Source organism: Sulfuricella sp. T08 (genome assembly GCF_000971475.1).
Taxonomy (GTDB): Bacteria; Pseudomonadota; Gammaproteobacteria; order Burkholderiales; family Sulfuricellaceae; genus Sulfuricella.
The window spans coordinates 1-16,352 of record NZ_DF967533.1 but is presented as its reverse complement, the minus strand read 5'-3'; the positions used below and the strand labels follow the sequence as shown (position 1 = coordinate 16,352).

At 53.3% G+C, this 16,352-nt stretch carries 16 protein-coding genes and 1 tRNA gene; 8 read left to right on the top strand and 9 right to left on the bottom strand.

From position 1 onward, the window contains the following. Window positions 1-114: 114 nt before the first annotated feature. Entirely contained in the window at window positions 115-1,728 is a 1,614-nt protein-coding gene (locus SCT_RS07175) for a methyl-accepting chemotaxis protein (protein WP_059420994.1), read from the top strand. Window positions 1,729-2,031: 303 nt separating this feature from the next. Here the strand turns inward: SCT_RS07175 and SCT_RS17650 are convergent, their stop codons facing one another. The 5 genes from SCT_RS17650 to queD are packed head-to-tail and all read right to left on the bottom strand — an operon-like array spanning window position 2,032 to window position 5,058. Then, window positions 2,032-2,625, bottom strand: coding sequence for a TOBE domain-containing protein (locus SCT_RS17650; protein ID WP_237759623.1), 594 nt, complete (start codon window positions 2,623-2,625; stop codon window positions 2,032-2,034). Continuing rightward, the gene (locus tag SCT_RS17645; protein ID WP_237759622.1) at window positions 2,519-3,109 is read right to left on the bottom strand and encodes an ATP-binding cassette domain-containing protein; all 591 of its coding nucleotides are present in this window, start codon (window positions 3,107-3,109) and stop codon (window positions 2,519-2,521) included. Before SCT_RS17645 ends, SCT_RS17650 begins: the two co-directional genes overlap by 107 nt. After that, window positions 3,106-3,810 (bottom strand): molybdate ABC transporter permease subunit, encoded by a 705-nt coding sequence (gene modB, locus SCT_RS07165; protein WP_059420992.1) that lies wholly within the window; start codon window positions 3,808-3,810, stop codon window positions 3,106-3,108. The genes SCT_RS17645 and modB overlap by 4 nt, the downstream gene beginning before the upstream one ends. Further along, on the bottom strand, window positions 3,794-4,549 hold the full coding sequence (gene modA / locus SCT_RS07160; protein WP_059420990.1) for a molybdate ABC transporter substrate-binding protein: 756 nt from the start codon (window positions 4,547-4,549) through the stop codon (window positions 3,794-3,796). Before modA ends, modB begins: the two co-directional genes overlap by 17 nt. Before the next feature lie 59 nt (window positions 4,550-4,608). Next, the gene (gene queD / locus SCT_RS07155) at window positions 4,609-5,058 is read right to left on the bottom strand and encodes a 6-carboxytetrahydropterin synthase QueD (RefSeq protein WP_059420988.1); all 450 of its coding nucleotides are present in this window, start codon (window positions 5,056-5,058) and stop codon (window positions 4,609-4,611) included. Window positions 5,059-5,154: 96 nt separating this feature from the next. Between queD and SCT_RS07150 the strand changes: the two genes are divergently transcribed. Further along, entirely contained in the window at window positions 5,155-6,006 is an 852-nt protein-coding gene (locus SCT_RS07150) for a radical SAM protein (protein WP_059420985.1), read from the top strand. A gap of 12 nt (window positions 6,007-6,018) precedes the next feature. Here the strand turns inward: SCT_RS07150 and SCT_RS07145 are convergent, their stop codons facing one another. Beyond that, window positions 6,019-6,315: a DNA-binding transcriptional regulator gene (locus SCT_RS07145; protein ID WP_059420983.1), complete on the bottom strand. Its 297-nt coding sequence runs from the start codon at window positions 6,313-6,315 to the stop codon at window positions 6,019-6,021. A 252-nt stretch (window positions 6,316-6,567) separates the two neighbouring features. Between SCT_RS07145 and SCT_RS07140 the strand changes: the two genes are divergently transcribed. The 3 genes from SCT_RS07140 to SCT_RS07130 all read left to right on the top strand — a co-directional run bounded on the left by SCT_RS07140 (window position 6,568) and on the right by SCT_RS07130 (window position 9,719). After that, the gene (locus SCT_RS07140; RefSeq protein WP_059420981.1) at window positions 6,568-7,794 is read left to right on the top strand and encodes an aspartate kinase; all 1,227 of its coding nucleotides are present in this window, start codon (window positions 6,568-6,570) and stop codon (window positions 7,792-7,794) included. Window positions 7,795-7,860: 66 nt separating this feature from the next. Continuing rightward, window positions 7,861-7,953 (top strand) — tRNA-Ser (locus SCT_RS07135). A gap of 110 nt (window positions 7,954-8,063) precedes the next feature. Then, on the top strand, window positions 8,064-9,719 hold the full coding sequence (locus tag SCT_RS07130; protein WP_144408240.1) for a hypothetical protein: 1,656 nt from the start codon (window positions 8,064-8,066) through the stop codon (window positions 9,717-9,719). Window positions 9,720-10,121: 402 nt separating this feature from the next. Here SCT_RS07130 and SCT_RS07125 read toward each other — a convergent pair whose 3' ends face one another. From SCT_RS07125 to SCT_RS07110, 3 genes are all read right to left on the bottom strand, one after another. Next, a complete protein-coding gene (locus SCT_RS07125; protein ID WP_059420977.1) occupies window positions 10,122-10,379 on the bottom strand; it encodes a hypothetical protein in 258 nt (85 codons plus the stop codon). A 23-nt stretch (window positions 10,380-10,402) separates the two neighbouring features. Then, window positions 10,403-10,876 carry a hypothetical protein gene (locus SCT_RS07120; RefSeq protein WP_144408239.1) on the bottom strand — a complete coding sequence of 158 codons (474 nt, stop codon included), beginning with the start codon at window positions 10,874-10,876 and terminating at the stop codon, window positions 10,403-10,405. Window positions 10,877-12,301: 1,425 nt separating this feature from the next. After that, window positions 12,302-12,994, bottom strand: a complete 693-nt coding sequence (locus SCT_RS07110) for a hypothetical protein (protein ID WP_059420966.1) — start codon at window positions 12,992-12,994, stop codon at window positions 12,302-12,304. A 1,144-nt stretch (window positions 12,995-14,138) separates the two neighbouring features. Here SCT_RS07110 and SCT_RS07105 point away from each other — a divergent pair. From SCT_RS07105 to SCT_RS07095, 3 genes are all read left to right on the top strand, one after another. Further along, on the top strand, window positions 14,139-14,498 hold the full coding sequence (locus tag SCT_RS07105; RefSeq protein WP_059420963.1) for an integration host factor subunit beta: 360 nt from the start codon (window positions 14,139-14,141) through the stop codon (window positions 14,496-14,498). Between the two features lie 157 nt (window positions 14,499-14,655). Then, entirely contained in the window at window positions 14,656-15,537 is an 882-nt protein-coding gene (locus SCT_RS07100) for a GGDEF domain-containing protein (RefSeq protein WP_059420961.1), read from the top strand. Window positions 15,538-15,810: 273 nt separating this feature from the next. Continuing rightward, window positions 15,811-16,071, top strand: a complete 261-nt coding sequence (locus SCT_RS07095) for a hypothetical protein (RefSeq protein ID WP_059420955.1) — start codon at window positions 15,811-15,813, stop codon at window positions 16,069-16,071. Window positions 16,072-16,352 lie beyond the last annotated feature (281 nt).

The following is a 16,352-nucleotide window of genomic DNA, read 5'->3' as shown; positions in this document are numbered from 1 at the left end:
ATCTCGGCATCTCCATTATTATCTGGTCGGTACAACATGATCTTTAAAGGTTAGCTATTAAGTTATACTAAAGGATTTATTCAATATTCGTCGCACGTCAGGAGTGCCCACGTCATGTCTATTCTCAGAAAAATTGCTTTATTGGTTCTGCTGCCGATGCTCGCGTTGTTTGCTTTCGGCGCGCTATCCGTCTATGGCATAAATAAACTCAACGGCTACCTCCAGGAAGTCAATAATTATTCCGTGCCGAGCATGAAAAATGTCTCCAACACACAGTTCCAATTCACCCTGATGCACGCCCTCGTATATCGTCATCTTGTCACGCCCGCAGAGAAGACTCAGGAAGTCGAAAAGCGCATCTTGGCTACCCGCGACATCGTCATGAAGAACGTTGCCGAGTATGAGAAAAACCTGATCAGTTCCGATGTCGACCGTGGCTACCTGGCGCAGCTGCACCCTGCCCTAGATGCCTATTTTGATATGGCTAAACGGGTGATGGAACTCTCGGCGAAAGGAGAAAAACAAGCGGCGATAGATCTCTTTGCCAAAGAGGCGACCAAGACGCGCTCCGGCGCCACCGACGTCATGGATAAACTCTCGACATTCAATGCCAAACATGCTGACGAACTCGCGGCGGACGGGGAAAAGGCCTACAAGTTCACCTTGACCATGGTGGGGGTGGTTGCGCTGGTGATGATTCTTTCCGTCGGTGTGTCGGGCTACCTGGTAGGCCGCTCCATCGTCAAACCTTTCCAGGCCATGAAGAACTCGATGCTGGAAGTGAGTATTGCCCTTGATTTCACCAAGCGGATAGACGCCAGTTCCACGGACGAAATCGGTGCGGCTTCAAAAGCGTACAACGCGCTCCTGGAACGCCTTCACGCCAACTTCAGACAGATCAAGGCGGATGTGGATCATGCTAGCCGATCCGCCGGGGAGATGACCACCGCAGCCGATCAGATTGCCTATGGCTCCAATGTGCAGAGCGAGGCGGCTTCATCGATGGCGGCAAGCATCGAGCAATTGACGGTGAGTATCAATCATATTGCCGAGCGTGCGAAGGACACCAGAGCCCTTGCTAGTAAAGCGGGCGACTTGGCCGATAGCGGCAGCAAGGTCATCGTTTCGTCAGTTGCCAAGATCAATGACATCGCCGGCTCGGCCAAGCTCGCCGCAGAAAAAATCAGCGAACTCAAGAGGCAGAGTGAAAGCATTTTCACGGTGGTGACGGTCATCAAGGAAGTGGCAGATCAAACGAATTTGCTGGCCCTCAATGCCGCCATCGAGGCGGCGAGAGCCGGCGAACAAGGCCGCGGCTTTGCCGTGGTGGCCGACGAGGTCAGAAAACTTGCGGAAAAGACGACCAATTCAACCCAGGCAATTTCCGATTTACTCAGTGGCGTGCAGGCAAGCGCAACCAATGCCCATGACAGCATGAACTCAATGGTCGCCCTGGTGGAAGAGGGAATCGAAGGGGCAAAGAGCGCAGGGGCGGCCATAGAACAGATCCGCTCGGGAACTCAGGATGTCGTGGTCATGGTGTCGGAAATATCTGACGCCGTATTGGAACAAGGGCAGGCGAGCGATCATATTGCGCAGCAAGTTGAGCGTATTGCCCAGATGACCGAAGAGAACAGTTCGAGTGCCAGCAGTGCCGCCGCCGTCGCAAAACAGGTGAATGATATGGCACTATCCATCCGGGACACGGTCAGCGCTTACCATGTTTAGTAGTTTCCCAGCAGTTGCCAATATAGGCGACAGAAGGCGCTTGGAAAAAATGAGTGGACGAGGCGAGGCATTTCACTGATCGAGTGATCCGTCGTCCAACTCCGCGTTCAACACGGATGCGCGCATAAGCCTCGCGCGTCGGTTAGCTCAACCTTGAACTTCTGTATTCCGAAAGCCTCATCCGTCCGCTCCGGGTCGCGAAGGGAAATTAATCTTTCCGGATGGCTGATGTTGATCAGAGGGAAAGCTTGAAGTGTATCGGGTAGTACTCGCTACGAGTGGCAGTCGCCTATCGCAACGCCTTCATCCAAGCAGGGCAACGCTTTTTACCTGGGCGAAAACGGTTGTTCCCGGCTGAAGTTTTAGAAGGGTGCAGGATTTGCGGGTGATCCGCGCCAGCAGCGGGACGCCTCCCGTATCGAGTCGAACCATGACCTGAGAGGGATTTTCGTCGGCAATTTCCACTACTTGGGCCAGCAGGATGTTGAGGATGCTGGAATCGTCGTGACGCCCAAGCGCGAGGCTTACATCGCGGGCATGGATGCGCAGGCGCATGGGGTGCCCCGGTGCTTGGGTTTGCCGGGCGACGTTGATGCTGCCGCCGCTGTAATCCAGTCGGGTGAGGTGAAACGCGTCGTCATGCGCCCCGATCACGGTATCCACCACCACGCCCGCTTCGTCGCCGTGGGCCAGTGGGAGATCCAGGCGCGCCAGCATTGCATGAAGTGGCCCATTTGCCACTGTTTTACCTCTGTCCATCAGCACCATGTGGTCGGCCAGCCGCGCTACTTCATCCGGAGAGTGGCTGACATAGATGACCGGGATCGATAGTTCGTCGTGGAGGCGCTCCAGGTAGGGAAGGATGTCCTTCTTGCTGGCCAGGTCCAGTGCTGCCAACGGGTTCATCCATCAGGGGCAGGCGCGGGCTGGACAGCAGCGCACGAGCGATCGCCACGCGTTGCCGTTCTCCGCCGGATAAATGCGCAGGGCTGTGGTTGAGAAGTTGCCCGATGCCGACCAACTCGACAGCCAGCTCGAAACTCACCCGTCGTTCCGCCGCCGGAATGCGTTTCCAGCCATATTCAAGATTGTGGCGCACGTTCAGGTGGGGAAACAGGCTGGCTTCCTGAAACACGTACCCCAGAGGGCGGCGGTGGGTAGGCAGGAAGAAACCGTTGTTTTCATCCTGCCAGAGCTCGCCGTTCACTGTGAGGCAGCCATCTGGCGCTCGTTCCAGGCCGGCGAGGCAGCGTAGCACCGTGGTTTTGCCCGATCCCGAGTTGCCGAACAGGGCGGTTACTCCTCGTCCGGGTACATCGAACGAGGCGTCCAGCCGGAAATTACCGAGGGCCAGTCCGAGCCGGGCAGACAGGTTACTCATGGCCCAACTCTCTGCGTGCGCTGGCCGAAACCATACAGCGCCAGCAGTACCAGGAAAGAAAACAGCAGCATGCCGCCGGCGAGCCAGTGGGCCTGCGCATATTCCATTGCCTCGACATGGTCGTAGATGGCCACGGAAAGCACTCGGGTGGCTCCGGGAATGTTGCCGCCTATCATCAGTACAACCCCGAACTCACCCACGGTGTGGGCGAATCCCAATATGGTGGCAGTGAGGAAGCCGGGTCTGGCAAGAGGGACGGCTACGCTGAAAAATCGGTCCCAAGGGCCGGCGCGCAAAGTGGATGCGACTTCCAGGGGGCGGGTGCCCAGCGCTTCGAAGGCATTTTGGATGGGCTGCACCACGAAGGGCAGGGAATACAACACCGAGCCTACCACCAGCCCGGCGAAAGTGAAGGGCAGGGTGCCCAGGCCGAGCGTCTGAGTCAACTGCCCCATCGGGCCTTGAGGTCCCAGGGTCATCAGCAGATAGAAGCCCAGCACCGTTGGTGGCAGTACCAGGGGCATGGCGACAAGGGCTCCTACGGGTATTTTTAGCCAGGACGAGGTACGTGCCAGCCACCAGGCGAGCGGCGTGCCGATGAGGAGCAAAAACAGAGTGGTGGTTGTCGCCAGACGCAGGGTCAGCCAGACCGGGGCGAAATCGAAGGCGTTCAAGTCAGACTCCTCATTCAGGCAGGCCATAGCCGTAACGCTTGATGATCGTGGTGGCCTTGTCCGATTTCAGGTATTTGAGCAATTGCTCTGCTGCGGTCTTGCCCTTGCCTCTGGCAAGCAGGATCGCATCCTGGCGGATCGGTGCATGCAGGGTTTGAGGTACAAGCCAGAACGAGCCCTGGTGTTCTGCGCTGTCCTGCCTAATCTGGGAAAGCGCCACAAAACCGAGTTCAGCGTTGCCACTGGAGACGAACTGGTGGGTCTGGGCAATGTTTTCGCCGAAAACCAGTCGGGACTGCAGCGGTTGCCACACGCCCTGTTTTTCCAAAACCTCCTGCGCCGCGCGGCCATAGGGTGCCAGTTTGGGATTGGCGATGGCCAAGTGGCGGAAGTCGCCTTTCTTCAGCACTTCGCCTTGGGGACCGACATAGCCCGGCTTCGGGCTCCACAACACCAGCTTTCCGATGGCGTAGGTAAAGCGGGAGCCGGCTACGCTCAGCCCTTCCTTTTCGAGCTTTGCCGGGGTTGCTTCGTCAGCGGACAGGAATATTTCGAAGGGCGCACCGTTCTTGATTTGCGCATAGAGTTTGCCCGTTCCTCCGGAGGAAACCAGCGCCATGTTGCCGGTATCCCGGGCAAATTCTGCTGCTATCTTTTCCATCGGTGCGGCGAAATTGGAGGCTACTGCGACATGGACCTCGTCTGCTGCCGCCACGTGCGTTAGCAAGCCGAAGATAAGCACTGGAATCCAGTTCAAATATTTCATTCTTCCTTGGAGCCGGGAGAGTTGCCGAAATCAGCAGGAGCCCTGGCTCGGCTCACGTGCTAAATCCCACCTCTTGTTGCGTCGGCCCAGTTGTTGGGGGTTTCGTAAATCCGCACCCGTTCGAGGCGCAGATTGTTGCCGTAGGTGTCGCGGTAGGCCAGTTCCAGAATCTGGAACGCTTTGGCGGCAAGATTTTCCGCAGTGGGCACGCAGTCGAGCACAACGGTCTTGTGCCCTTCGATGGTGCGCAGGAAATCGGCAACGACGGTGTCGCCGACATACACCAGAAAAGCGTGGTCCCACGGTTCCACCACATGCTTCTGGGCGATGGCCTTGATGTCGGAAAAGTCCATGACCATGCCTTCTTCCGACGAGCCGGGCGTGTTGATGATGCTGCCGGACAGGGTGATCTCGATGGCGTAACGATGGCCGTGCATATGGCGGCACTGGCTTTTATGGTGCGGGATGCGGTGGCCGGCGTCGAATTCGAGTCTGCGCGTGATCAGCATATTTGAGGGCCAAGGGTGGTGGTCGATTCCCGGTGGATTATATCATTGCACTGAATTTGTTGGCGCCTGGGATGGCGAAGCCTTAAAATCGGCGTTATGTCCCAAGTGCTGAACATTTACGACCATGACCGCGACAGCGCAGGGATGACCTATGTCTATCCGGTGATCTCGCGCCGAGCCAGTGGCGTTTCAGTGGGGATCAACCTGAACACCAACAATGCCTGTAACTGGCGCTGCATTTATTGTCAGGTGCCCGACCTCAAGCGCGGTGGCGCCCCTGAGGTAGACCTGGAAAAGCTGGCAGGGGAGTTGCGCGGTTTTTTGCGGGAGTTGATCCAGGGCGATTTCATGCAACGACGGGTGCCGGCCGAGGCGCGGCGGCTTAACGATATTGCCCTGTCCGGCAATGGCGAACCGACCAGTGCTAAGGAGTTCGTCCAGGTTGTCGATTTGATTGGTGAGATCATGGCTGAATTCGACCTGATCGGTAAGATCAAGCTGGTGTTGATCACCAACGGCAGCCTGATTCAGCGCGCCAAGGTCCAGAAAGGTCTGCGAAAAATGGCCGGTCTTGGCGGAGAGGTGTGGTTCAAGCTGGACAGCGCCACGGCGAATGGGATGAGCAGGATTAACAATACTCGCCAGACGGCAGAAAAAATGCATGACAACTTGCGGACGGCTGCGCTGTTATGCCCGACCTGGCTGCAAACCTGTGTTTTTGAGTTTGACGGCCAGCCTCCCGCAGATGTGGAGCGGCAGGCTTATTTGAGTTTTATCGGTCGTCTGCAGGCTGAAGAAGTGCCGTTTCGGGGCGTATTGTTATACGGCCTCGCGCGCCCTTCGATGCAACCCGAAGCGGCGCGCTTGTCGGCATTGCCGCAAGAGTGGATGTTGAATTTCGCGGCTGAGATCGAGGAGCAGGGTGTTGCGGTAAAGCTGAGTTGCTAGGCTCTATCCGGGTCAAGCTTCTTTTTTCTTGGCACGAGCCGCTTTTTTCAGACTTTTATACAAATCTGAATGCTCTTCCTTCATGAAGTTGATGATTTCGAAGTCTTCTTTTTTGACCTTGGTCAAGTCCAGCTGCTCCACATGGACGAGGCGCAGCAGCTCTCTTACCGGTTTCGGCATGTTGCGACCGCTTTCATAGCGGGAGCCGCCACTTTGGGTTACACCGATTTGGGTCCAGAACTCCTGCTGGTTCAGACCAAGCTTCCGCCGGATTTCTCTCGGGTTTAAGATATTTTCAAATATTTTCATGGCGTTAGTGTAAGTTATTAATAAAGGGACTAAATAAAACCCCTATCGTTAGATAGGGGAAACTACTAGTTCAGGATGTAATATTATCACGACTGTTTTAATAATACACATTAAAATGACAATGGGTTTCATGGGGAGTTCCCTTAGAGGTGGCGACCCTGATATTTATCAATTTATTTGGCGGGAATTCGTCATGTGCTCGTCATCTTTCCGTAATTCAATTAAAATCATCAATTTTTTGCGGGATGTGCAATGGCACTGATTGTTCAGAAATATGGCGGCACGTCGGTCGGCAACCCCGAGCGAATCAAGAACGTTGCCCAGCGCGTAGCTAAATTCAAGATGCTCGGCCATCAGGTCGTAGTCGTTCTTTCCGCCATGAGCGGAGAGACTAACCGCCTGATTGCTTTGGCCAAGGAAGTTCAACCCAACCCCGATTTGCGTGAAATGGATGTGTTGCTTTCCACCGGCGAGCAGGTGACGATTGCGCTGCTTTCCATGGCACTGATGGAACTGGGGCTGAAGGCGCGGAGCTATACCGGCTCCCAAGTCAAGATCATCACCGACAGCGCGCACTCCAAGGCGCGCATACTCGACATTGAAGAACACAACATGCGCGCCGACCTGGACGCTGGCTATGTGGTCGTGGTGGCGGGTTTCCAGGGGGTGGACGAAAAAGGCAACATCACCACCCTCGGTCGCGGCGGTTCGGATACCACCGGTGTGGCGCTGGCCGCGGCGCTGAAGGCCGACGAATGTCAGATCTACACTGATGTGGATGGCGTCTACACGACTGACCCGCGCCTCGTTCCGGAAGCACGTCGGCTCAAGACCATCACCTTTGAGGAAATGCTGGAGATGGCGAGCCTCGGCTCCAAAGTGCTGCAAATCCGCTCGGTGGAATTTGCCGGCAAGTATAAGGTCAAGTTGCGCGTTCTCTCGAGCTTCGATGAAGAAGGCGAGGGTACCCTGATCACCTTTGAGGAAGAAGATAACATGGAACAAGCGATTATTTCGGGTATCGCGTTCAACCGCGATGAAGCAAAAATCACCGTACTTGGCGTGCCGGACCGCCCTGGCATCGCCTACCAGATCCTCGGCCCGGTGGGCGAGGCCAATATCGACGTAGACATGATCATCCAGAACGTCGGCGCGGACGGCTCCACCGATTTCACCTTTACCGTCCACCGTAACGAATACAAAAAAGCGCTGGAAGTGCTGAAAGGCGTGCAATCCCACATTGGCGCTCGCGAGATTTCCGGCGACGACCGCATCGCCAAGGTCTCCGTGATTGGCGTCGGCATGCGATCTCATGCCGGGATCGCCAGCAACATGTTCAGGACTCTGGCTGAAGAAGGGATTAACATCCAGATGATTTCCACCTCCGAAATCAAGATTTCGGTGGTGATCGACGAGAAGTACATGGAATTGGCTGTTCGCGTGTTGCACAAGGCGTTCGGCCTGGAACAGGGGGTCTAGCAGCCTGCCCGACAGGCTGCTAGCGGTTTGACCTTTTGGGTCTAAGTCGGTATCCTTGCGCACTTCGGAGAGATGGCCGAGTGGTCGAAGGTACTCCCCTGCTAAGGGAGCGTAGGGTTTATAGCCTTACCGAGGGTTCGAATCCCTCTCTCTCCGCCAAGTTTACTCAACTGCCTGTATTGTTTGAGAGTATTTATTAAATCAATGAGTTGTAGCTAATCGTTGTGGCTAATACTGTAGCTAAAAACGTAGCTAAGGACTCAAAGATTATGTACGTGATACCACGCGGACAGATATTCTGGTTTTCCCGGAATCTCAAACACTTGGCAGGGCAGTTTATTCAACTGGCCTCCGGAACTCAGTTAGTCGGAAGGAACGGCTATCTGCGTTTTTCGCTTGGGACAGGTAACCGACGCGAGGCGGAACGCCTCGGTCGTCGTTACGCTGTTGAGGTTGATGATGCCTTGGAGCATCTGAACCGCACCCAAAAGGCCTCAGGCCAGCCCATCACCTCTGAGGACATCCAACTCGCTACGGATACCATGCAGTCATCCCTGCTGGCTGCGGACGAATCGGTGTACAAGGCGGCACTTGAGGCTGTTTTATCTGGCAAAGAAGCAGAGCGCGCTCCAGACCGGGAAGCCAGACTCGCTGATGAACTGCCCCCTCCAGGCGTAAAGGGTGACGCAGAGCTACTGCTCCAATTACGAGCCCTCATTCCCGCTTTCATGCTGCAAGCGACTGGCAAACTCCCCGCCGGCCCAGTAGATGCCCGTTATATTCCATTCGTGGCCGCCTTTCGCCAAGTGGCCGAAAGCCTGAGCAAGCGTGCAGAAGGCAAATCCATCCCGACTCCTCCTGCGCCCAAGTCTGTAATGGGTGGCAGCGACACCTCATCATGCACTTGGGATGAGCTGCTGGAATACTACCTGGATCACCACAAGGATTTGTCTGCCAGTACCGTAGCGCTGTACGGTAGGGCAATTCGCGATTTGGGCTCATTCGCTGAATGCCTTCCCTCAGTCCTCACGCGCACGCAGGCAGTCGCATGGCGTGACCTGCTGGTGAAGAAGGTTCAAGCAAAAACCGCTTTGACGCGGCTAAACGCGGCTCATACCCTCTATCTGTATGGACTGCGCAACGAGAAAATGGGTGACCGTCGTGATCCATTCGATGGCGTATCTGTTGCGGGCGCAAAAACGGCGAAGAGCAGTCGGAAAGAATTTACCGTGGACGTATTGCGGGAAATCTTCCGCGACCCTCCCACACTCAACGATATCCCTGCGTCGGCCGGCAAGCATGCCGCCCTCTGGATACCCTTGCTGGCCCTGTTCACCGGCGCACGACGGGAAGAGCTTGCTGGCCTCCTGATAGAGGAAGTCGGAGAGGTTGAGGGAATCTTTTTCCTGCACTTCAGGGACAACAAGCTGCGCAAGCTTAAAAAGGATACCTGCGAGCGGATGACCCCCCTGCACGCTGAACTTATGCGCCTTGGTTTTCCAGAGTACGTGGCGGCAGTCAGGGCGTCAGGCGCTGAACACCTGTTTCCAGGCTTAGTCCGTTCGGATGGGTTGGCTGATTGGTTCATTCCCCATGTCAAAAAGCGGATTGGCGAAAATGGCTTCATGCAAGACATTCACAGTTTTCGCCACACTTTTAAAACCGCTGCGCGGAATGTTCCCCTTTTAACCGAAATCCATGATGCGATCACCGGTCATAAAACTCCAGGTGTCGGCGGTAGTTATGGCTCGATTGCGGGGGTTAAGACCTTGAAGCGCGAACTCGACAAAGTTTGCTATCTCAATGTCGTACTGACTCCGCCGCCTATACCTACCGTGGATGACATCAAGGCATTGGCAGTTGATGCAGAGCGCCGGCGAATTGCAGGCCGGAATCGGAGGCGCGGGAAGGTGGCAGCGAAATGATCGGAAAGTCTATGCAATTTCGGGCAGAACTTGTCCTAAAATATGGGGGTTGGCCGCTGGTGCTGGCCAGGTAGGGTCAAGGCTACCCAGAACCTCAAAGGCAAAACCGGCACGCTTTTTCTAGCGCTGGCTTTTGAGTCCCGTGCGAAATACCTGCATGGCGCCTATCAAGGCCGTAAACACTGAGTTCATAGAGACGGCAGAGGACACAAAAAGACTCGAAATGACTTAATAACCGCACAATAACTGAACGTGGTGTTTAGGGGTTGGGTGCTTGTTGCGGCACGTTTAAAATGGGTTCGACTGGAAGGTCAGGTTTTAAAGATCTTTTAAAATCGTTATTAAAAGAGGCGGGGCTTTGTCGTTGGACAGGCCCCCTCTTGTTTATGGCGTCCGATTTTCTTATATCAGGCTTTTGATCAGGGCCCGGATAACATGCCGGGTCATCGTAATGCCAGCGTCAATATCGGCTTGACAGTAGTCTTTAGCCGCTGTTTTCACGAGAGAGATCCGGGCTGCCACACCTATTTTTGCATCCACCAGTCCGAGCAAGTAGCTATCGATAGCGGCAGATGCTTTCTGGCGGCCGTCCCTGTAGATCGGTAGGCATTTAACGTAAGGCATGCGGGTAGTGATAGTCGCCATTTGGAAATCTTTCATTAGTTTTTATGGGCATGGTCTTCTCAATAGAATTGATTGGTCAAAGCTTCGAAGTGCAGTCCCGCAGGTAAAAAAGCTAGTTTAGACAGGCTGGTGATAGGGGACCAAGCATAGATGGTTTCGTGGGGTTCAATGGGATACCCTGTAGCCTGCTCACACCAGCAATCATCAGTGCCAAATTTTCCGGCAGCGGTGAGGCCACCATCTAGCAGGAGAATGGCCTTTACGACTCCTATGCTGGGCTCGCCGCGTACCCACTCAGGAGTCCATAAACGTACCTCATCACGCATCTGTATCAAGTGCTTGGTAATATCGCGTAGGTTCACAGGGATTATGTAGGGCTGGCCGCCCGGTTCATCTTTAACCCATTCTTCTGAGATGTAGAAAGTCTGGCCATTAGGATCTCTAAAATCATAATAGTGAGGCTGTGATTTTTCTATGGGTTTGTTGGCCTTGATAAAGTATTTGTCAGCATCCATCGAGCATTCGTTTTTCATCTGTATACCCTTTTTCGAGTTGGTTGGTTCGCTACATTTATTTATAGTGAGTACGGTATAGCAACCGTTTCTTAGCTATTTGGCTCTTTCTGTAAAAACCAACACAGAAAAATGAAAAAGGCCACCTCGCAGTGAGGTGGCCTTTCTTCTATTGCTTTGTTATCAGATGGTTAGGATTGTTGTGTTCAAAGACCGGAATTGGTGGCTGCTGAAGGGTAGGATCAGACGATTAGGTTGGCTGTTGCGATGGGCAAGCAAAGGTGTCTGGGTGAGTAGGATCGTGGTGCCTATGACCTGGGGCGTTGGTGTAGGCGTCAGGGGTGCCGGCGAGAGGGTTTTGTGTGGGGATGTAGGGGGTAGGGTAGGGCGGAGCGCCGACGATGCACCCTAGGCCGGCAGACGACCGGTTAGGCTTGAAGCTTCCCTCGGATCACTGCATAAATCCAAGATGCCACGCTGACCCCAGACTTTTTAGCTGCAACTCGGATAGCTTCGGCCTGTTCCGGGAGTAATTCAACGTTTACCCTCAGCCACTCCGGATCCCTTGCAGATCGTGGCGTCTCGAAGGTCAGCTCTGCCGGCGGATCGCCACGGAGCATCAGCTTGACCTCGGCGCTGACGGATCTTTCTGCTTCTTCCGCACGCACGGCAAGTTGCTGGTGGACGGAGAGGGGGACGCGCGTTTGCAGTGTCACCCACCCTGGGCGTTTTGGCATGTGGCTCGGTTTGGCTAGGACATTGAAGTGATCGTATTATACAGGCAGGGATGGGGACTGCCGACGATCTACTGCGCACAAGAAGATGCTTAAGCCGGTGAGGTGAAGTGGTTATTACCTAATCTGGCAAGGCTGCCATTTATCCGGCTACCTGAATTCCCGGGACCACTTCTTACTACCAATATAGGGGAATTCCCTATTTGAGAAAATCAGAATAGGCGTAGATTAGTATCCATAATTACTAGCGTAGTTAAATTATGAATAGCCCAAAACAAATACCGCGCTTTTCATACAACCTTTCAAGTCCGTCGCAAAAGGACTTTGGGTGCATTGTTGCAGATGGCGTTGTGTTCCACCAAATCAGTGATTTTGACGAATTTTATAGGGCATTAGGCTACACAGATGAAATGAGGATGACTGGTTCAACATTACCAGATGAGTTTATCTGGGATAGGTATTCTCGTGCCAATGCTGCAAAGTCCGTCCAATGCCTTCAATCCCAAATCACGGTGTACTTATTTAACCACTCAGAAAGGTTTAGAAAAGAATTGGGTAGTGAGTATGCAAATATGATTGGGCAATGCTTATCTGACAAAATAGATGACAGTGATCTTTGTGTTGACTGCCCGATGCACCTTCGCCCTATTTCAATGCAGAGCCAGCGAACGCACCCCGTTTAACGTTCCAGAGCGATGGCCCAATGGCAGGTTTATCCACCCGCCACCATGTGCAAACGCCAGCGGATGGGTGGCTGTACGGAAAGCCAGCCGACGGGCGAAGCATTGGCCACCAAAACTTCCCGCAGCCCCTCTTCTGCCCCAAGCCCCAAGGCTAGAGCCGCTTGACGATCAGCGCACAGTTCGAAGAACCAATGAATCGCCAGCCAGCACACGAGAAATCCAGCCGAGCCGAGCCAAGTCATCGCGTCCCAGGGCGTATCTGGAAACATCACCGTCAAAACCAGTACCGGCAATAGAGAGGCCAGACGCTGGGACAAGTTGCCATGCACTAAGGCACGCGCCAAGAGAAAGCGAAGCCCGTTTACCCCAAGTTGTTCCGCCAAGGCGGAGGAGATAAACACCTGGCTTTGCCCTGGTAACAACCCGGCAGTGACGATGAACGGGGCTGAATATTTCGCCAGAATGACGGGTATCTCGGTCAGTTGGATCTGCCCTTTGCTCTTATGTAGCCCTGCCAGGGTATGGTCCACCGCTTGGCGTAAAGGCCCGGCAACGACCTTCTCCACAACAAGTGCCCGGCAGATAGCTGGCCCGAACCAGAACCACGCCACCACCAATACACCTTGGTATAGATTGTAAATCAGCAAATAGGTCGCGTTCTTGTCCCAGGCCGCAGGCGCCAAAAGGCCCGGCCCATAAAAAGCCAGGGAACTGACCAGCAAGAATATCCAAGTAAGCCGAGGGGAAGAAGGAATCATTGTTCTATTGTGCCACGAACTCTTCTGGGCATATTCAAGTCTCTCTGGATTACCCTAGTTCTAGTAGACACCTTCATTTCTAATGATAATTCATATCATCGTAGCGGCGCAGTTTTTGGCTGCCGTTTCAGTTGGTTTGGCACAGAGCACCCATTGCGCCTGGAATCCAAGCCAAGGGCTGGTCTGGAGAAAGATGACTGAGTACTCTCGACCCTGTGCGGCCTGTCACCACATGGTGCGCCACCGTATCCAATGCAGCGTAAGCAGACTTCCTATTTGTTCAGGGAACCTGATGCTTCGTGAATCAACCCTAATTTTGTACATGCTTAAAAAAGCAAGCTAGGGTTGCCACCAACAAATAAATAGTAGTTTCCCCGATATTGTTTTTCCGTGTGATCTGCATAATGAAGCTGTGGTCGAAGATTCCCCCTGGCTCAAATCAAAACAACCGGCCGGTCTCTCCTCCAGAGTTTCCCCGTAGTGGGTTATTAAGAGTCAGGGGGCTTTTAACACGATCCAATAATGCCGGGAGGAATCATGGGGCACTCCACTCAATTTGTCTTCACGTCGCTGACGTCGGTTTTTTGCCACACCTGCCTTCATTGGGGTGGGGATCGAGTCATCCAAAAAGGTTACACGAAGAGTTGGCAACATTTTCTTGGGGAATGTAAAATATCTTTAGACGAAGTCAGTCCAAGCAACCCGCTGGTATCGAAAAAGCGGGCAACCGATCCGGGGTGCGAGAATTGGCTGACCATACAACCTGATTAAATTCAGCATAACATTTTCTAGGCTTTACTATTGATGGTGATTTCATGAAGCCGCCAGAAGAAATACGCGATATCGCGCATAAGCATCGCATAAAAATCACCGGCTTATCTAAAACAGAGCTGATCCGAAAAATCCAGCAGTCGGAGGGCCACGCTGACTGCTTCGCTACGGCTCTCAACAGCGAGTGCGATCAGCCAGACTGCCCGTGGCGCAACGACTGTTTTGCTACGTGTGGTTACTCGCGGTAGCCTGATTTGGCACTGGAACTACAAGCGCACTTTCAGAAAAACACACACTAGGTATTTGAATGACAATTGTTAGGCCACAATAATTAAAAATGAACCGCTCACAACTAATCACCAACCTCGCTAACCAATTCCGAAATCTCACATCCGAAGATGCAGAAGTCTCCGTGACACTTATCCTGGATGCCATCAAGAATGCTATGGCTAACGGTGGCCGGGTGGAAATCAGGGGGTTTGGTTCATTTTCACTCAACCACAAGAATCCAAGAATGGGTAGAAACCCTAAAACGGGTGAGAGGATCATGGTTCCAGCCAAGTCCGTTTTTTTTTTTAAACCTGGAATTGAAATGAAAAAACGTGTGGATGCCTGTCTTCAACCACCTCTGGCTGCCACTGACAATCCGTGGAGCAATCAATACCAAATCCCCGCCCGGAATCCCGCCCAACTATAACCTCCTTAACCTCCGTTCATCTCAACCATGATGGTTACGGCTGATTCCTGGCTCGACCACTTTCACTGCTCGTAGTAATATGCTTACCAGTATGTCACTCTTATCCTCCAAACTTGGTAGCGTTCCCCAATCTCCTGCGGATATTGCGCGGGCAGCGTTGCATAAACTAACAGAAGAAGCGCTGCCGCCCACGCCGGAAAATTACGCCAAGGCTTACTACGAAATTTCCGGCACTCAGCCCCCACAGGAGAAGGTCAGTAATGAGCGCTGCACCGGCTTGCTGGAAATGATTCGGGAAATGTTAGTCCACATGTCAGAGAAAACCGGCAGTCTGGCGTCTGACCTCCAAACCGGCAACCGGGAAATCAAGCAATCGCTTGAGGATCTCTGTGCTACCGAAGAAAAGGCTCGCATCCAGCAGTTGCTCAATTCGATCATTACCGCAACCGGCGCCCTCAACAGCTGCGTCGAAGATACGCATGAAGACATCATCGCCTCCCGCCTCACCATGGAGCACATCCAGGAGGAGATGAAGGAAACGCGTCAGTGGTTGCAGGAAGACACACTGACCGGCGCACAAAACCGGCGCGGTATGGACATGGCACTTACGCGGGAAATTGCCCGTGCCAAGCGAAACAAAACTTCTCTAAGCATGGCGATGCTCGATATCGATCATTTCAAACGCATCAATGACAAGCATGGCCATGATGCCGGGGATGCAATGCTCGTCCACCTCAGTACCGTAATCAAATCGGTAATGCGCGAGGCCGATGTCCTGGTGCGTTACGGTGGCGAGGAATTCCTCATTGTCCTGCCGGACTCCGACATCCGTGGCGCTAATTTCGTAATAGACCGCCTGAGACAAGTCATCCAGAAATCCCCCATGATTTATGAGGGTAAAAGAATTGAGGCCACTTTTAGCGGCGGCCTTGCGCAGCTAAAACCGGATGAAAATGGCCATTCCCTTCTCCTCCGTGCCGATAAGGCGCTCTACGAGGCCAAGCAGTCAGGCAGGAATCGCTTTAAAATCGCCGAGTAACGGCAAAAACATATAACGCCCTCCCCTGTAGGGCAGCTTTCAATACATTTCGGTCGGTCGCTCCATCTCTCTGGGAGTCTGTTCTTGGCACGTAGCAGTCGGTGTTGCCACAGTGCCAAACCGATCCAATGTAGCATGGAAATGACGCTGCCAGCATCTAAATATCCGGAATTGGATTTCAACCTGGATACTAATAAAAACGGTTCTAGAAGTCTGCTGGAAAAGCGCCTGAAAAAGTACTAGGATGCGCGCTCATGTTAGAGGAGTAAAAGCATGGGCGCGGTTAAAGATCTTTGGTTGGACGGGCAGGAAAAACGGTTGTCGGATGTCCAGTTGGTGATGGGTGGGCTGAACCGCTTGCTAGCACTTTTTGAAATTGATGTTGAAGAGCGGCTCACAGAGGATTTGCAGAGCCATAATCAAGATGAGATGCTTGATTTCTGGACACGGTACGAATTTGCGGTTGCCATATTGCTGGCGTTTGTGGTGTCTGAGAGACGAAGGCCAAGCCTGGATGAATTTTCTGATGAGTAATGAAACTAGAACCCTTGCCATAAGCGGCGATAGTAAAAAACTATAGACAAGTAAAAACCGATAGAAATGTTTCCCACCCCTCGGTATCTACACCTAGCTCATTAGGTAAGCCAGGCAAAGCAGCCTGGCCTGCGGCTTTGTTTTATCAAAAAAAGGTTTTGGGTTGGTTCCGGTTCGTTGGGATAGCTTGTTGATTTGCGTTTAAAACTGACCCACTAACCATAGAGATTTGCATGGAATTTTGACCCACGTTTATACACTGACCTACTCGGGAACGAGTG